The organism is Winogradskyella sp. PC D3.3 (assembly GCF_054366245.1).
On the sequence record NZ_CM135962.1, the window covers coordinates 3555788 to 3572365 of the forward strand.

The 16578-nt window shown below is 33.6% G+C and carries 15 protein-coding genes; 2 read left to right on the top strand and 13 right to left on the bottom strand.

The genetic code is table 11. The features are described 5' to 3' along the window. The first annotated feature begins 72 nt into the window (after positions 1-72). Together ACXGSQ_RS15745 and ACXGSQ_RS15750 are read left to right on the top strand one after the other, a co-directional pair. Positions 73-210, top strand: coding sequence for a hypothetical protein (locus ACXGSQ_RS15745; protein ID WP_458627102.1), 138 nt, complete (start codon positions 73-75; stop codon positions 208-210). Between the two features lie 51 nt (positions 211-261). Continuing rightward, positions 262-750, top strand: a complete 489-nt coding sequence (locus ACXGSQ_RS15750; protein ID WP_458627103.1) for a YqiA/YcfP family alpha/beta fold hydrolase — start codon at positions 262-264, stop codon at positions 748-750. Positions 751-979: 229 nt separating this feature from the next. Here the strand turns inward: ACXGSQ_RS15750 and ACXGSQ_RS15755 are convergent, their stop codons facing one another. From ACXGSQ_RS15755 to ACXGSQ_RS15815, 13 genes are all read right to left on the bottom strand, one after another. Continuing rightward, complete coding sequence (locus ACXGSQ_RS15755; protein ID WP_458627104.1) at positions 980-1621, bottom strand: DUF6266 family protein; 642 nt, start codon at positions 1619-1621, stop codon at positions 980-982. Between the two features lie 125 nt (positions 1622-1746). Next, positions 1747-2145, bottom strand: a complete 399-nt coding sequence (locus tag ACXGSQ_RS15760; RefSeq protein ID WP_458627105.1) for a DUF6943 family protein — start codon at positions 2143-2145, stop codon at positions 1747-1749. After that, positions 2088-2315, bottom strand: coding sequence for a hypothetical protein (locus ACXGSQ_RS15765; RefSeq protein ID WP_458629384.1), 228 nt, complete (start codon positions 2313-2315; stop codon positions 2088-2090). The genes ACXGSQ_RS15760 and ACXGSQ_RS15765 overlap by 58 nt, the downstream gene beginning before the upstream one ends. Before the next feature lie 165 nt (positions 2316-2480). Next, positions 2481-2777: a helix-turn-helix domain-containing protein gene (locus tag ACXGSQ_RS15770; protein WP_458627106.1), complete on the bottom strand. Its 297-nt coding sequence runs from the start codon at positions 2775-2777 to the stop codon at positions 2481-2483. Between the two features lie 1039 nt (positions 2778-3816). After that, entirely contained in the window at positions 3817-4224 is a 408-nt protein-coding gene (locus ACXGSQ_RS15775) for a heavy-metal-associated domain-containing protein (protein ID WP_458627107.1), read from the bottom strand. Positions 4225-4260: 36 nt separating this feature from the next. Continuing rightward, positions 4261-6033 (bottom strand): efflux RND transporter periplasmic adaptor subunit, encoded by a 1773-nt coding sequence (locus ACXGSQ_RS15780; RefSeq protein WP_458627108.1) that lies wholly within the window; start codon positions 6031-6033, stop codon positions 4261-4263. Positions 6034-6037: 4 nt separating this feature from the next. Next, positions 6038-8539, bottom strand: a complete 2502-nt coding sequence (locus ACXGSQ_RS15785) for a heavy metal translocating P-type ATPase (RefSeq protein ID WP_458627109.1) — start codon at positions 8537-8539, stop codon at positions 6038-6040. 92 nt (positions 8540-8631) lie between these two features. Next, complete coding sequence (locus ACXGSQ_RS15790) at positions 8632-9879, bottom strand: TolC family protein (RefSeq protein WP_458627110.1); 1248 nt, start codon at positions 9877-9879, stop codon at positions 8632-8634. 1 nt (position 9880) lies between these two features. After that, positions 9881-10234, bottom strand: coding sequence for a four helix bundle protein (locus ACXGSQ_RS15795; RefSeq protein ID WP_458627111.1), 354 nt, complete (start codon positions 10232-10234; stop codon positions 9881-9883). 12 nt (positions 10235-10246) lie between these two features. Beyond that, a complete protein-coding gene (locus ACXGSQ_RS15800) occupies positions 10247-13939 on the bottom strand; it encodes an efflux RND transporter permease subunit (protein WP_458627112.1) in 3693 nt (1230 codons plus the stop codon). A 109-nt stretch (positions 13940-14048) separates the two neighbouring features. Beyond that, on the bottom strand, positions 14049-14462 hold the full coding sequence (locus ACXGSQ_RS15805) for an HYC_CC_PP family protein (RefSeq protein WP_458627113.1): 414 nt from the start codon (positions 14460-14462) through the stop codon (positions 14049-14051). 120 nt (positions 14463-14582) lie between these two features. Further along, on the bottom strand, positions 14583-15479 hold the full coding sequence (locus ACXGSQ_RS15810; protein WP_458627114.1) for a DUF6617 family protein: 897 nt from the start codon (positions 15477-15479) through the stop codon (positions 14583-14585). Further along, positions 15479-16573: a phage integrase SAM-like domain-containing protein gene (locus ACXGSQ_RS15815; protein WP_458627115.1), complete on the bottom strand. Its 1095-nt coding sequence runs from the start codon at positions 16571-16573 to the stop codon at positions 15479-15481. Before ACXGSQ_RS15815 ends, ACXGSQ_RS15810 begins: the two co-directional genes overlap by 1 nt. Positions 16574-16578 lie beyond the last annotated feature (5 nt).

A 16578-nucleotide genomic window follows, 5' to 3' on the forward strand; every position in this document is an offset into this window, starting at 1 on the left:
AGTTTTAAGTTAAACACCTACAAAACAGCAATATACAAAAAATTAAATTAAAGGTTATAGCGTGGTTATACCATGCTTAAAACAGACTTAAAACAAGCTTATAACATGGTAGAAGAAACAAACTTAGAGATGACACCAATAAAACCATCGGCAATTACAGCCAATAACCCTAGAAATATTCCAATAACACATGCTATTTACAACGGCTAGTTGTTGTATCTTTATACAGCGTTATTTAAAAGTTAAAGACCCAACAACACAATGAAAATCCTATACATACATGGTTTAAATGGAAGTTTAAGCCCCGAAAAAAAAGCGCTACTAGAACCTTATGGAGAGGTGTTTGCCCCAGCCATAGATTACCAATCAGACACACACGCTATTGCGAGTATAAGCACAGCTTTTAAAGCAAAGGGAATTAATGTGGTCATAGGAAGTAGTATGGGTGGCTTTATAGGCTATTACGTCTCAAACATAATACAATGCCCTGCCCTACTATTTAATCCCGCCTTAGCCCTGAGATCAGTTCCTCAAACCATCCCCGAAATAAAAAACAACTCAAGCCGTTTTAAGCAAATCGTTTTAGGCACACAAGATGATATCGTAAACCCTAAACAAACCCTTAAGTTTCTATCTGAGACGCTCATAGACCATCCGGAATATAAAATACATATTCACAACAATCTCGCACATCGCATACCCTTAGACGTCTTTAAAGAAGAAATACAACTGTTTTTTAAATCCTTATAATTTAAAACCTAAACACTAACATAACAAAAGGGTAAGCACAGCGTCTATTTTCCGATGCAATATTTAACTAACCCTATATTCATTGGTACTATTGCATTTGGGCAACAAATAGCATACAAAAAACACATAATAAGAGAAGATTAGTAACAACTATTAACAAATAGCTGAACAAATATAACATAAAAAAAACCGCTCGATTAGAGCGGTTTCTAAATAAAAACACCAAGCATTAATTAGCTGTTCCAGAGCCTAAATAAACACTGTTTGACACGGTATTACCTTCAGCAGTAATAAACGCCATAAATAGTTCTACTGTATCTCCTGCATAAGTTGTTGGGATTGGAACAATTTGAGTACCTACTGTTCTGTCCGCACCATCAAGTAAAGAAATAGATTCCTTTTTTGATGGATTATAAACCATCAACATTGCCTTGTCAGTAGCATTTGCGTTACCTTCAGCAGAGTTATCATCCCAACCAAAAGTTACTTCTCCAGCAGTTGATAAATCAGACGTTGGGTTTAGCACACCAGATAAACCTCCACGACTTACTAAAGCGTTTGGATAGTCAACAACAAAGTTAGGTTCAGTACCTGTAATTGCATTATTCAATACATACGACATCGCTGCATTAAATTCTGTTTTCTTAACAGCTAACCCTTTATAGCCTAACTTAATAAAAGGCTTTACAGCCTGTAAAAATTCTAAAGTGGCAGTAAACTTTGTTCTTTGGTTTACTTGACCAACAGTTCTTGGATTGGCTACACTTGAGGGTTTAATTCTAATGTAGTCAATTCCTTTCCAGCTTCCACCGATAACGTTTCCAACCTTACCTGAAAGCCCTCCTAAAATACCTTGAGCAATTTTACCCATAACATAAATAATTTAAATGAAACTTACTTTTCTTCGGACTTGGTACGGACTTAACACGAAGTTGTACCTTCCGATGAAATATAAGGCAAGTATTGTGCGATTGTATAGATATGGATTTTGTTGCTTTAGATTGCTTCCTTTTGCATTTTAGAAAATACATTTTGAATATATGCTACTTTTAAATCTACCATTTTTGAAATGATACCGTTAAGTTCTGCTTCCTTTTTGCTAATTGCGGACACTATATTAATATGCTTTTGCAACTGAATTTCATCATAAAACAATGAAGTGTAACTATTTTTTAAAGTGTTTCTACAATCATCTATTGAGATAAACGGAATAACACTACCTTTTAAATAGTAAGCGTAAAAGCCGCCTATTTGTAACATCATAGATATGTGAAAAAGTGCGTTTTTTTCTTCTTCGGATGAAGTTTTGACTACAAAACAATTAGGACAAGGATTGGTTAAGGGTTTTCCGCTGTTTCCTTCCCGCCAGCTGGCTCTTTCACTAAAATAGTCCACTGGACTATTTCTTTACGTTCAGCCCTGTTTAGTATAAAAAAATGAGGGTTTGAGTAAGTTCTTCCGACTTGGTGTGTTTTTAGTTCAAAAGTTGACATAGCTATCCAATTTAAAATTGCTTCGCTACGCTTCGCGCCATTATTTTTTTTGAAAAGAAAAAAGATAGCCATAGTTCTTGTGGCGTGGATGAGCCTGTCAAGGTTTTTGGATAAAAGTTTTTTGAGTTTAAATGTTTAATCATTTTGAAAAATGCTATTGAAAAAAGTTTTATTCAAAACCCGTAGGGCTTGACCTTTATAGCCTTGCGCGTTGGCTGTGGTAGCCACATATATTTGCTACCTTTTTTTATTTATTGACTGTTCTTCTAAAACATCTAAAATATCTTGTTTTTTGTATAAGATTCTGTTGCCCATACGAATTGGATTTAAAATACCGTGTTTATTCCAAGAATGAATAGTTACAAGGCTTATTGTTAAATAATCGGCTACTTCTTTACGTGTTAGTAATTCATCATTTTTTGGTTTTGATAGTTCTTTAAGATAGTCTTCAATTTTAAACAATAATTTATCTGCTACCCTATCGGCTAATTCATCAACTGTAACTTCTGTAATTTGGATTGTTTTTGTAATCATATTGAAATGTATTTAATTAATTGAACAACACTTTTTGGGGCATAAACTCTTAAAAAAATAGGTTATATCCAATTTGAGCGTGGGATGAAGCGTTTGTATGGGTAGCGTTTTAAATAGTTGTTTGATAAAACAGCATTTAAACAAGCTACTTATACAGGACTTTTAGACGATAGCTTATTGATTTTTTGACCTCTCGACTGGCGCTCGAGACAGGGCGAGCGAGAAAAAGTAATGTGCTATGGCGTATTACTACATACTATAAACCTATTTTTTTATTACCGCTTACTTGGGTGGTGGGGAAAAGTGGACTATAATATTTGTTAGTGAAATGAAACAAACAAAGACTTGAGTTAAGGAATACTTGGACTTAATGATGGTTTTGTGCAGTTGAATGAGATAACGAATATTATTTTCAATTATCTTAATCCTTTAATTGTTCGACTGTTTAATGTTTGTTCAAAATGTTGTTATACGTTCGGAAGTGCGCGTTGGATGAGCGGATATTTAGCTCGTTTCATTTTTATTTTAAATTAATGTACTCGTGAATACCCACAGTTTAATTTTAGTTCCGATTTGTGCGGATGGTGAGTGGATATTTTACATAATGACAGTTATAGGTACGAAATGCATTAACACTGCGATAGCAAACCTTTGAAAAGTGCCGTTTGCTACTATAACTGCGCGTTATGTAACTTAGCTTTGGGGAGTTTAGTGTTTTATGAAAAAAATAATACGATTGCTTTTTAGATTTGTTTTTGAGTTTGCGAGAAAATATGCTTTAAAAGGCAAGTACCTTTAGAATAGTAAAACGCTAAACTTGTTTTGGAAAGCCCTTCGACTTCGCTCAGGATAAACTCCACAACATAAAAGACAGAGGGTTTTGAGCTTTTCGCTAATTGCCTTTGCGCAGGCTGGCTCCTTCGCTAAAAAGGTACACTGTACCTTTTCTTTACGCTCGGCCCGGGTTTTGGGTTGCGGGGAATAAAAAAGAGCCTTCCGAAAAAGACTCTTAATATTATTGATAGAATCATCATTTATTTTACTTGCCAGATTGATTCATTTCCATTTCATGATCATAATGACAACATCCAGGTAGACCATCATAAGCCTCTAAATTTCCTGCAACTTTTTCAGTATCATATCCTGAAGCTGCTATTGCTTTATGAATTACCATTGCATCTGTTTTGGAATCATCAAAAGATACATCAATTTTCTTTTTATCTACATCCCATGTAGCTTTTGCTACACCTTCTACAGCATTAGCTGCTTTTTCAATAGTGCTTTTACACATGCCACAATTACCTCTTACTCCAAAAGAAAGGTCTGTCATTGCCATATCTTTTGATACTTCTGTAGTTGTTGTTTCTGTTTCTTTTTTTGCATCGTTTTTACAACTTGTAAAAACTACTGCTGCTATTACAGCTACACTTAAAATTACTTTCTTCATTTTTTAAAAATTTAATTGTTATTACTTGATTTATATTTATTCTATTACTTGTTTTACTTCTCCACAGGTTAACATTGCTTCGCCAAAATATGGATTGATTACTTTTTCTTCTTTGCTTAACCAATATGCTCCGTTGTTGTTATCTGCCATCGGACAAAATTCTACATAGACTTTTTCATTTACACCAAATAGTTGTACAGCATTTATTAAGTGTGATGATAGATGTTTGAAATGGTCTCTTTGTCCTTTAATATCTGACGTTTTAGAAATAGATGTCGTAGAAGATTTTATGTCGCCTACTAATGACATCCAATGTGTGTGAGCGTTATTGTCTGATAATAATTTCATATCTACTTTACTTAAATTGTTTAATAAACTTGTTGCATTAACTGAAGTACTTTTTGAATCTTCTTTAACTAAAGCATCTTTTAAATTGATATAATCATTGAAAACAACTTGTAATTGTTCTTGAAATTTCTCTGATACTTCCAATCGTTCGTTCATATTAGTATGGTCACTTTCTTTTTTTGATGCATTATTATTCATTCCTAAATGTCCTTCGTGACCTGTCATTACTTTGCCACCATCCTTATTCATCATCGACTTCTTGCCTTGTAATTGAGCAGCTGCATCAACTGTAAATGTTCCATTGGTTACTATTTCATCACCATTATTTAAACCCTCTAAAACCTCATAATTATTACCGATTTGATTGCCTAATGTAATCTTACGCATTTCAAAAACTGGTTGATTAGGCTTAGCTTTCACATACACCACAGAACGTTCTCCTGTCCATAAAACAGCAGAAGATGGTATTGCTAATACTTGTTCTTTATTTGTATTGAGACCTTTAATCTTTCCTTCAACAAACATTCCTGGTTTAAATACATCGTTCTGATTATTCAAAACTACTCGTAAGGTTACAGTACGTGTTTTGGTATTTAAAATTGGGTCGATAAAATCTACTTTACCTTTAAATTCCTTATTAGGATAAGCATTGGTTGTTATCAAAACTTCCTGTCCTTTCTTAAACCGGTCAATCTGATTTTCATAGACATCAAAATTTCCCCAAACAGTATTGAGGTTAGCAATTTTTAATAAAGGTTGACCTTGTTTAATATAATCGCCTTGTTCTACTAATTTTTCGGTAACTGTTCCTGAAACCGTAGCATAAACTGGAAAGTTTTCTTTTACTTTTCCTGTTTCTTCAATCTGATTGATTTGATTTTCAGAGAGCTTCCATAACTTTAATTTATTACGAACTGCTTTGTACAATGCTGGTTGAGATTCCTTTAATGAAGCTGCTGTAATAAGTTCTTGTTGTGCTGCATACAATTCTGGCGAATAAATAGTTGCTAATAGCTGACCTTTATTTACTTTTTCGCCTGTAAAACTCACATTCAATCGTTCTATTCTACCAGAAAAGTAGCTGACCTGTACTGCATTAGCTTCTTCATTTTCAGCAATTTTCCCTGTTAACTTAATGGTGTTTTCTTCAGCATTTCCTTTACCTACTATGGTTGTTTGAATATTTGCCAATGCCATAGCATTTTCAGTTAACTTAAATTGGTCTGCTAATAAACCATCAGAGCTACTTTCAGCAGGAATTAAATCCATACCACAAATTGGGCAATCGCCAGCTTCTGGTTGCATTATCTGCGGATGCATTGAACAGGTCCACATTTGATTGGTTTCTGAAACCTTATCGTGATTATGCTCTGTTTCTTCTTTTGATGAACCACCAAAAAGCAACCATCCTAACAACAATCCAACTACCAATATTCCGAAGTAAATTATATATTTTTTCATAGTGTTATATTTTAATATTTCTTAATCGTAATGCGTTTACTATTACAGAAACAGAGCTAAAGCTCATTGCTAACGCTGCTATCATTGGCGACAATAAAATACCAAAGAAAGGGAATAATACGCCTGCTGCAATAGGTACTCCTAATGTGTTATAAATAAGTGCAAAAAATAAATTCTGCTTAATATTCTTCATTACGGAATCACTTAAATTTCTGGCTTTTACAATGCCGTGTAAATCGCCTTTTACTAATGTTATCATTGAACTTTCTATCGCTACATCTGTTCCTGTACCCATTGCAATGCCTACATCACTTTTTGCCAATGCTGGTGCATCATTAATACCATCACCTGCCATTGCAACCACTTTTCCTTTTTCTTGCAGTTTCTCTACTTCTTTGAGTTTATCTTCTGGTAGCATACTGGCTTTAAAATCTGCGAGATTAAGCTCTGATGCTACTGCTTGTGCTGTATTGTGATTATCGCCAGTAAGCATTATAACATCAATGCCTTTATCTTGAAGTGCTTTAATCGCTTTGGCGCTTGTTTCTTTTATTTTATCTCCTATAACCACATATCCAACAACTATTTCGTCTATTGATAAATACGATACGGTTTTACCTTGCTTTTGGTAGGTTTTGGCTTCTTCTTGCATTTTAGATGTAATGTTTGCTTTTGCATATTCCATCATTTTAGGATTTCCTAATGCTACTTTTTTTCCATCTATTATAGCTTCAACACCTTTACCTGTAACAGCACTAAAGTTTTCAGATTTTATTATTTCAGCATTATGCTTTTTTCCATATTTAACTGTCGCTTCTGCTAATGGGTGTTCGCTATTGGTATTTAATGAGACGATGTATTGAAGAAGCTCCTTTTCGCTTAAAGCATCACTAAAAGCACCAACTGTTTCTACTGTTGGTTTGCCTTCGGTAATTGTACCCGTTTTATCAACTATTAAAGTATCAACCTTATCCATTTTTTCAAGTGCTTCAGCATTTTTAATCAATACCCCATTTTGAGCACCCTTACCCACACCAACCATTACAGACATTGGTGTTGCTAAACCTAAAGCACAAGGACACGCAATGATTAGAACTGCAATAGCATTTACAAACGCATACACATAAACTGGTTCTGGTCCCCAAATTGTCCAAATTGCAAAAGTTAGTAAAGAGATAATGACCACAACTGGCACAAAATAACCTGATACCTTATCTGCTAAATTTTGAATAGGTGCGCGACTTCTACTCGCATCATTAACCATATGGATGATTTGAGATAATAGTGTATCACTTCCTACTTTTTCGGCTTTCATCAAGAATGATTGATTTCCATTAATTGTTCCGCTACTTACTTTATCATCTTGAGATTTGTTTACAGGAATAGGTTCACCTGTAATCATAGATTCATCAATAGTTGTTTCTCCTTCAGTTATCACACCATCTACAGGAATTTTATCACCTGGTTTAACTTTTAGAATATCATTAAGTTCTATCTTATCAATACTGACTTCAACCTCTTCACCATCTATTATTTTTACAGCTTTATTGGGTGCTAACTTTAATAATTCTTTAACTGCTGAATTGGTTTTACTGTGGGCACGCGCTTCTAACAACTGTCCTAAAAGCACCAAGGTTAGAATAACCGTTGCTGCTTCAAAATAGACGTGTACTGCACCTGATTCTGTTTTAAACTGTGCCGGAAACACATCTGGAAAAAACATTCCAAAAACGCTAAAAAACCAAGCTACACCTGCACCAATCCCAATTAGTGTGAACATATTGAGATTCCACGTTTTTATACTTTTATAAGCACGTTCAAAGAACATCCAAGTCGCATAAAATACTACTGGAATGGATAATGCAAACTGAATCCAATTCCAATATTTCTGTTCCATTAAATCGTACAATGGATTGTTATTTAGCATTTCGCTCATAGCCATTAAGAATATTGGCAATGTGAATGCTGTTGCTAACCAAAACTTCTTTAGTAGTTTTTTATAGGTCTTTTCTTCTGCTGAAATATCTGGTTGCATTGGCACTAAATCCATACCACAAATAGGACACGAACCTGCTTCATCTTTTACAACTTCTGGATGCATTGGACACGTCCATTGTTCTGTATTTGTAGTTGATAGATTTTGTTCTTCGACCAAATCCATTCCGCAAACAGGACAATCTCCTGCTTTATCATAGGTTTTATCGCCTTCGCAATGCATAGGACAATAAAATGTACCTGTGCCTTTTGCTTTTGATTGGTTTTTCTTTTTATCTTCTAAATGGTGATGATGTTCACCTTGTTTATGAATACTGTATCTGCCACCATCATTTTTTAAGGCTTCTTGAAATGTTTCTATAGGAATATGCGATTCCATTTCGATTGTAGCTTCTGCCTTTTCTAAATTGACTGTTGCTTTTGAAACGTCTTTCACTTTAGAAAGTGTTTCTTCTACGTGAGCACGACAACCGTTGCAAGTCATTCCGTGTATGTGATATGTGTGTTTCATCTGTTATTATTTATTTTTTCTTAATGGACAGATGTAATTCGCTTATAAAAATCTTGAATAGATTTATAATAATACATCTGCTCATTTCATTATTATTGTATTAAATAATTAATAATTGTGCTTTGCACATAGTAGCCCTTAATAGACTCTATTTGGTTCATTTGAAATTTTAGTTGTAATTCTTGAATATCCAAAACATCATTAAAATCAATCGTTCCTGTTTCGTAGCTTTTGATTAAAATTTCTTCAGCATCTTTAGCTTGTTTTAAGTTCTTAGTTTGCGTAGCATAACTTATTCTTGTAGAAATACGTTCATTAATCGCTTTACTTAAAAGCGTTTCCAAAGTGTTTAATCGTTCTTGTTTTTGAGCTGTTATTTCTTGCTGCTCTAACTCATTTTGCTTTGTTTGAGATTTATATTTTTTATTAAAAATTGGGATTGATACCGAAACCATAGGCATCACAATATCTTTACCGTTATCACTAAAATTCATATCTGGTCTTTCGGAAACATTGATGTAGTCTAATCCAAAACCAATCATAGGACTGCTTTCTTTTTGGTTTAGTAATTCTGATTGTTCAATGGATTGGTAGAGTTTTTCATACTTCAACAATTCGGGATGCAATGCCAAATTTTCAGTATTGATTTCAAAGTCTTCTGCTGGCATCATTAAACTATCTACCACAGTAACAGCAATATCATTTTCTCTATTCAAAAGATTATTCAAATTCGTTTGTTCTGCTAAAAACTGTTGCCTTAAAACATCTTTTAGTTGTTGCATTTCATTTTGACGCATTTGTAATCGCAACACATCTACAGCAGATGCTTTACCAACCTCAACTGAGGTTAATGCCAGAGTTTCATAGGTTTCCAATAGTTTAATGTTTTCTGTTAGCACCTTTTGTTTTGCTTTGTTGGCGTATAAATTATAATAGGATTGTGATACCGAAGCCATTAGTTTTCGCTTTGAAATAACAATGTCTTCATATTTGGCATCCGCTAACGAACTGATATAATTTTCTCTCGACGTAATGGTTCCAAACCACGGTAGCATTTGTTTAGCAGATACTTTAAAGCGTTGTGCTCCTGTTCGAGTTTCTGGCTCACTTACAAAGTAACCTACTCCAAATTCGGTATTTGGAATGGTATTGACCTCATTTACTTTTTCTGAAACTCTTTTGTATTGCATCTCGAACTTTTGAATCTCTGGATTATTGGCTAATGCTTCATCTATGAGTACTTCTAATTGTTGGGCATTACTTAAGTGAAAAGTGAAAAGTGAAAAACTAAAAACAAGTAAGCTCTTCAACTGATGATTTATATCTTTAAAATTTATCATTTTACAGTCTTGATTTTGTTGTTTTAATTGAACTAACCAACATTGCAACTAATTCTTTATTTAAATTGTAATGAATTAAATGTGTTTCTATACTAATATAACATGTGTCTTTTAATAAGTCTAGCCAATACAATGTTTCATTAGCTTCTTTTAGTGATATGCTCATTTTATTTATAAAGTCGGCTTTACTTTGTGCAAATTCAGCTTCTCGAATTAATGCTCCAATAGCAGTACCACTTCTTAAAAGTTGTTTACTTAAAACATATTTCTTTTTTTTACTTACTAATAATTGAGATAGCTTTACAATTAAGATTGCGAAAGCATAACTCTTCTTTTTTAAAATACTTTTACTCATAACTTTTCACTTTTAGTTTATCACTTTTAACTCTTCTCTCCAGCTGAATAATACAGGAACCACAAATAAGGTAATTAAGGCAAACAGCATTCCACCAAAACTTGGTATTGCCATTGGAATCATAATATCGCTTCCTCGTCCTGTGGATGTTAGTACTGGTAATAATGCCAAAATTGTTGTTGCTGTAGTCATTAAACAGGGTCTGATACGTTTTTCTCCTGCTTCTACTATGGACGCTCTAATTTCCTTTTTATTCTCTGGTGTGTTTCTATCAAAAGTTTGCGTTAAATAGGTTGCCATTACTACACCATCATCGGTTGCAATACCGAAGAGTGCAATAAAGCCTACCCAAACCGCTACACTCAAATTAATTGGGTGTATCTGAAATAAATCACGTAGGTTTTCTCCAAAGAAATTGAAGTTTAAAAACCAATCTTGACCATAGAGCCATATCATTATAAATCCTCCTGCAAAAGCTACTGAGATACCTGTAAACACCATTAATGATGTACCTACTGAACGGAATTGGAAATACAGTATTAAGAAAATGATTGCTAATGCTAAAGGCACAACAACCGATAAGGTTTTTTCTGCTCTTAACTGATTTTCGTAAGTTCCAGTAAATTGATAGTTAATACCTTTTGGCACTACTAATTCGCCATTATCTATTTTTTCTTGAATCAATGCTTGTGCATTTTCTACAACGCTAACTTCTGCAAAGCCATCCAGTTTATCAAATAATACATAGCCTACTAAAAAGGTGTCTTCACTTTTAATGACTTGTGGACCTTGTTCGTAGCGAATGGTTGCCAATTCACTTAAAGGAACTGGACTGCCTTTTTCAACTGGCACATAAATCTGTTGTAAGTCTGTTGGATTTGCTCGTAGTTCTCTTGGGTAACGTACACGAACACCATAACGTTCTCTACCTTCAACGGTTTGGGTTAATACCATTCCGCCAACTGCAACTTTTAATACATCTTGTACATTCTGTATTGAAATACCATAACGTGCAATTTTCTCTCTATCAATATCAATTAATAAATAGGGTTTACCAACAATACGGTCTGCAAACACAGCTTCTTGTTTAACGCCTTCGGCTTGTTTTAATATATCCTCTAACTGAACACCAAACGCTTCAATTTGTTTTAAGTCCTGTCCTTTAACCTTTATTCCCATAGGGGCACGCATTCCTGTTTGAAGCATCACCAATCGGGTTTCTATGGGCTGTAGTTTTGGTGCTGACGTAACGCCTGGTAATTTGGTGACTCTTACAATTTCATTCCAAATATCGTCTGGTGATTGTATTTCTGGTCGCCAATTGCGGTAGAAGTCTCCATCTTTATCTGGGATGAGTTGTTCTTTCGCATTGAGAGATTGCCACGCTTCACGTTGTTCCGCTCGCAATGACATTCCGTTTTTTAACACAAATTCACCTTCATTATTTACTTTGTAGCGTTGACGTTCTCCGTTTTCATTCAGCATATACTCTGGTTTGTACTGAATGATATTTTCGTACATTGATAGAGGTGCTGGGTCTAAAGCTGATTCTGTTCTTCCTGCTTTACCAACTACCGTTTCAATCTCTGGAATGCTGGCTACAGCCATATCTAATTGCTGTAAAACCCTTTTATTTTCTTCTACTCCTGAATGAGGCATTGAGGTTGGCATTAGTAGAAATGAGCCTTCATTTAAAGATGGCATAAACTCTTTACCTGTATTTTTCATAATGAAAAATCCTGCTATTACAATCACTGTTGGCACAGATAAAAACAATAGCTTATTATCTAAACACCATCTTAAAATACGCGTGTAGTATTTCATAAATAATGAGAAAATACCTAATAAACTAAAGCATATAACACTTACAAAAATGAGATTCCAGAAAATGCTTTTATCTACTCCTAAAGGTTGCCAGTATTCGGCTAACAAGAATACTATTGCTGATACTGAAATAATAATATTGGTAAGATTAGCCTGTTTCTCTGTTATCTTATTTTGAAGATTAAGCAATGCTGTGATACCAAAACCAACTAATATTAATCCTAACCAATACCCATAGATTATCGTTGCAATACCTAATGCTATTAAAACGCCATTTAAAACATATTTAAAGTTGGTTTTAATGCTTTTCTTTCTGAATAGAAATGCTGCAAATGGTGGTATTAAAAATAAGGCTACAATTATAGAAGCGGTTAGTGCGAATGTTTTGGTAAAAGCTAATGGTCTAAATAATTTACCTTCTGCACCAATCATTGTAAATACAGGAATGAAACTAATAATGGTTGTCATTACTGCGGTTACGATTGCGCCTGAAACCTCTGCTGTGGCGTTGTAAACCACATTGTTTATAGGTAGTTTTTCTTTATTTTCATCTAAATGCCTTATTATATTTTCTGAAAGAATAACTCCTACATCTACCATAGTACCAATAGCGATTGCAATACCAGAAAGTGCAACAATGTTAGCATCGACACCAAAGAGTTTCATTGCTATAAATACCATTAGAACTGCAACTGGTAATAAACCAGAAATTAATACCGAAGCTCGAAGGTTAAATACCATAATGATAATGACCAAAATGGTAATCAATATTTCAAGAGTTAAGGCTTCATTGAGTGTGCCTAAAGTTTCTTGAATCAATTCCGTTCTATCATAAAAAGGAACAATGGTTACTTGTGATGTTCTACCATCTGCTAATACTTTTGAAGGTAAGCCTGCGCTTAATTCGTTAATTTTATCTTTAACGTTATTGATAACTTCCATTGGATTTGCACCATAACGAGCCACAACAACAGCACCAACAACTTCTGCACCTTCCTTATCTAATAAGCCACGTCTGGTTGCAGGACCTAATGAGACTTTGCCTATATCCTTAATTCTTATAGCTGTATAATCTTCAGAAGTTACTACTGCATTTTCAATGTCTGAAATAGATTTTACGTAGCCCAATCCACGTACTAAATATTCGGCTTGATTGATTTCTAATGTTTGTGCACCAATGTCTTTATTACTTTCTTTAACTGCCTTTACCACTTGTTTTAACCCAATATTGTATTGTCGCATTAATTCAGGATTCACATCGACTTGGTATTCTTGAACGTAACCACCAATAGAAGCGACCTCTGAAACACCACTTGCAGAAGACAAGGCATACTTTACATAGTAGTCTTGTATGCTTCGTAATTCGTGTAAATCCCAACCACCAGTAACGTTTCCGTTTTCATCACGACCTTCTAGCGTGTACCAAAATATTTGTCCTAAACCTGTAGCATCTGGCCCCAAAGCAGGATTAACACCTTCGGGTAATAAACCACTTGGTAAAGAGTTGAGTTTTTCTAATATTCTACTACGACTCCAGTAAAACTCGATATCTTCTTCAAAAATGATATAGATACTTGAAAAGCCAAACATAGAGGAACTACGAATGGTTTTTACTCCAGGAATACCGAGTAACGATGTTGTCAGTGGATAGGTAATTTGGTCTTCTATATCTTGTGGTGAACGACCATCCCATTTTGTGAATACAATTTGTTGATTTTCCCCAATATCTGGAATGGCATCAACAGCCACAGGATTACTTGGTAAGAAACCTGTATCCCAATTAAAAGGTGCGTTTACAGTTCCCCATCCTATGAAAAGGACAAGTAGCAGAACTGCTACGAGTTTATTCTCTATTAAAAATTTGATGCTTTTATTTAGCATTAGCTTTGATTATTAAACAGTTAGACATTGGTGCTACGACAACACCGAATACAACAAATAATCCTTATGACATTACAGCCATAGGATAACACAGTCTATTGTTTAAAAATCAAATTAAATACGTCTCGTCAATCTTGAAGATTTGCCTTACAACGAGTGGCGGTTTGTATTCTTCGTAAGAAGATACATTTTTATCTAAACCTTCAAAAAGGTTAATGTAAGTGTAAACAAATGAAGCAATGAATACTTGTTGCTCAAATGAGATTTTGTCAACTTGCAATTGTAATTCATCTTGACCATCAACCACTAATTGTTCATCATTACAACAATTTTTCTTGGTTATAGAGCAACCTTCAGTAGCAGGTTTTTCCATTTCCATACCGCAACCTTTTGCTTTATGGAAAATTGCAGTTTCTGCTAAAGTATCACCACAATAATGTATACTTACAGTAAATGACAACGTAGAAAATAACACTACGAGAGCCATTACCAAAGACATTATTTTATGTAATACTTGCTTCATACTAATTGCAAAGGTATAAATTTTTAACAACTATTGATTTTGTTTAACAGAAGTTTAGAGATGAGAAATTTACAAATTTCACCATTGCCCCATTTTAGAAAGGACTTTTTATACTTTGTCTTAAGGCATTTCTTTACTACCTATTTTATCTAATAAATTTTCAATATTCTTAATTATCTCTTTAAAAAACTCTGGATTGTCAAATACTATTTCAAATCTATTATCTGATGATACATAAGGTTTTAATGTAAAGCGACCATTGCTAAAATTCTTAATATTATTGAATTTTCTATCGCTATTATTGGCGGTATCATTGTTTTTAATTATTCCTTTATGATGTACAACTAAATTACGTACTTGTCTAAAATTATCGATAAAACTCCATTCTGGGTTTAATACTGAAAAATCAACTTTAGCAGACTGTTTTAAAAACTTTTTCACTTTATCTATATCATTATTTCCTTTTAAGTCTTCAACTTTATAATCTGTTTTTTTATAAGACGCATATCTATCACATCCTCGTTTTAAAATGTCCTCAAAGAAGGAATACAGTTGTATGATTTGAGCATTTCTATAATTTTTAATGTAAACACCCTGTAGTTCAGCATATAAGTGGATAGCTGATGTTTTTAAGTAATTAATGATATAATCGTTATCACTACTTAAATTTGTTGTAATACCTCGCTTTTTAATATAACTGGCAATATCTTTTAGGTACTTATCAAATTTGTTATAAAGGACAGTAAAATTGTATTTGTTTTCTGGATTGGTTGCATCTTTTGGGAAGTGATTTTTGAATCCTGATAATTCAGCTTTAACTTCATTTGAAATCAATTTATAGTAATATCCCTTTTTGCTATTTAAAGGTCTTTTAAAGTTTACTTTAAAAAACGTACTTGTTACTTTCGGTAGTTCCTTTAATTCAGAATTTACGACGTCAAATTCTCTTTCAGACCTATTATCCCTATGTAAACCATTGGTTATTGAAACCAATTTTGAAAATACGTTTCCCTTCATTATAAATCTAGTTTGATACGGTTAGCAGCTTCTTTCTTTTTATCATCAATCACTTTTGCATAAATCTGTGTTGTTCTTAATTCTTTATGCCCTAATAATTTTGATACTGTATAAATATCTGTTCCCAATGTTAATTGTAATGTAGCATAGGTATGACGCGCACAATGGAAGGTAATGTCTTTTGAAATACCTGCTTTCATTATCCATTGCTGTAATTTTAAATTAGACCAGGCACTATAATGTAGCCCTTTAAAAACTTTTTCTTCTGGTTTGCCTTCTTCTCCTAATAATTCTTTTGCTTGGTCTGATACTGGTAAGGTTTCAGCACCTTTAGTTTTCTTTTGTCTAAAGCGTATGTAATAACCCATTTCTTTAGAATGCTGTATTTCTGACCATACTAATTTTTCGATGTCTGACCAACGTAATCCTGTAAGCGCAGAAAAAATAAATGCATTTTTTAATATAGGTAATTCGCATTCAGTATTAACGGCTTTTTGTAATTCATCAAGGGTTAAAAATTCTCGTTGAGGTTCTCCTTGCTTAAAATATTCAACACCATTTGCAGGGTTGACTTTTAAAATACCATCTTTAACCGCTTGTTTTAGTGCTGCACAGAATTTCCCGAAGTATGAATATTTAGAGTTTTGAGACAACTTTTTACCTGCTCTAGCCATTGCATCCTTATCTAAATACTCTTTGAAACGTTCTACAAATGATTTGTCTAAATCTTGAAAACTTATATCTGTAGGGCAAAAGGTTTTTAAATGCTTTAGCATACTATTCCAATTCCCATAGTTGCCAGAGCTTGTATTTTTCTTTTCTGCTAATGCTGTAACATAAGTAATAAAACTGCCTTTCAACTTCTCTATATCTTGAAATCCATAAATGCCGTTTTGTATTTCTATTTGTCTTTGCGCACAAATAATTTCAGCTAATTGCTTGTTTTTTTTATTAACCTCTCTTTCTATTTTGGTTTTAGGATTAGGCGTAAGATATAAGCGTAAATACTCGGTTTTGCGTTTGCCTTTATGATAGTAATCTAAATACAAACTTATTTTATTATTCTTCTTGCGTTGTCTTAAAGTTACTTTCATAGGAT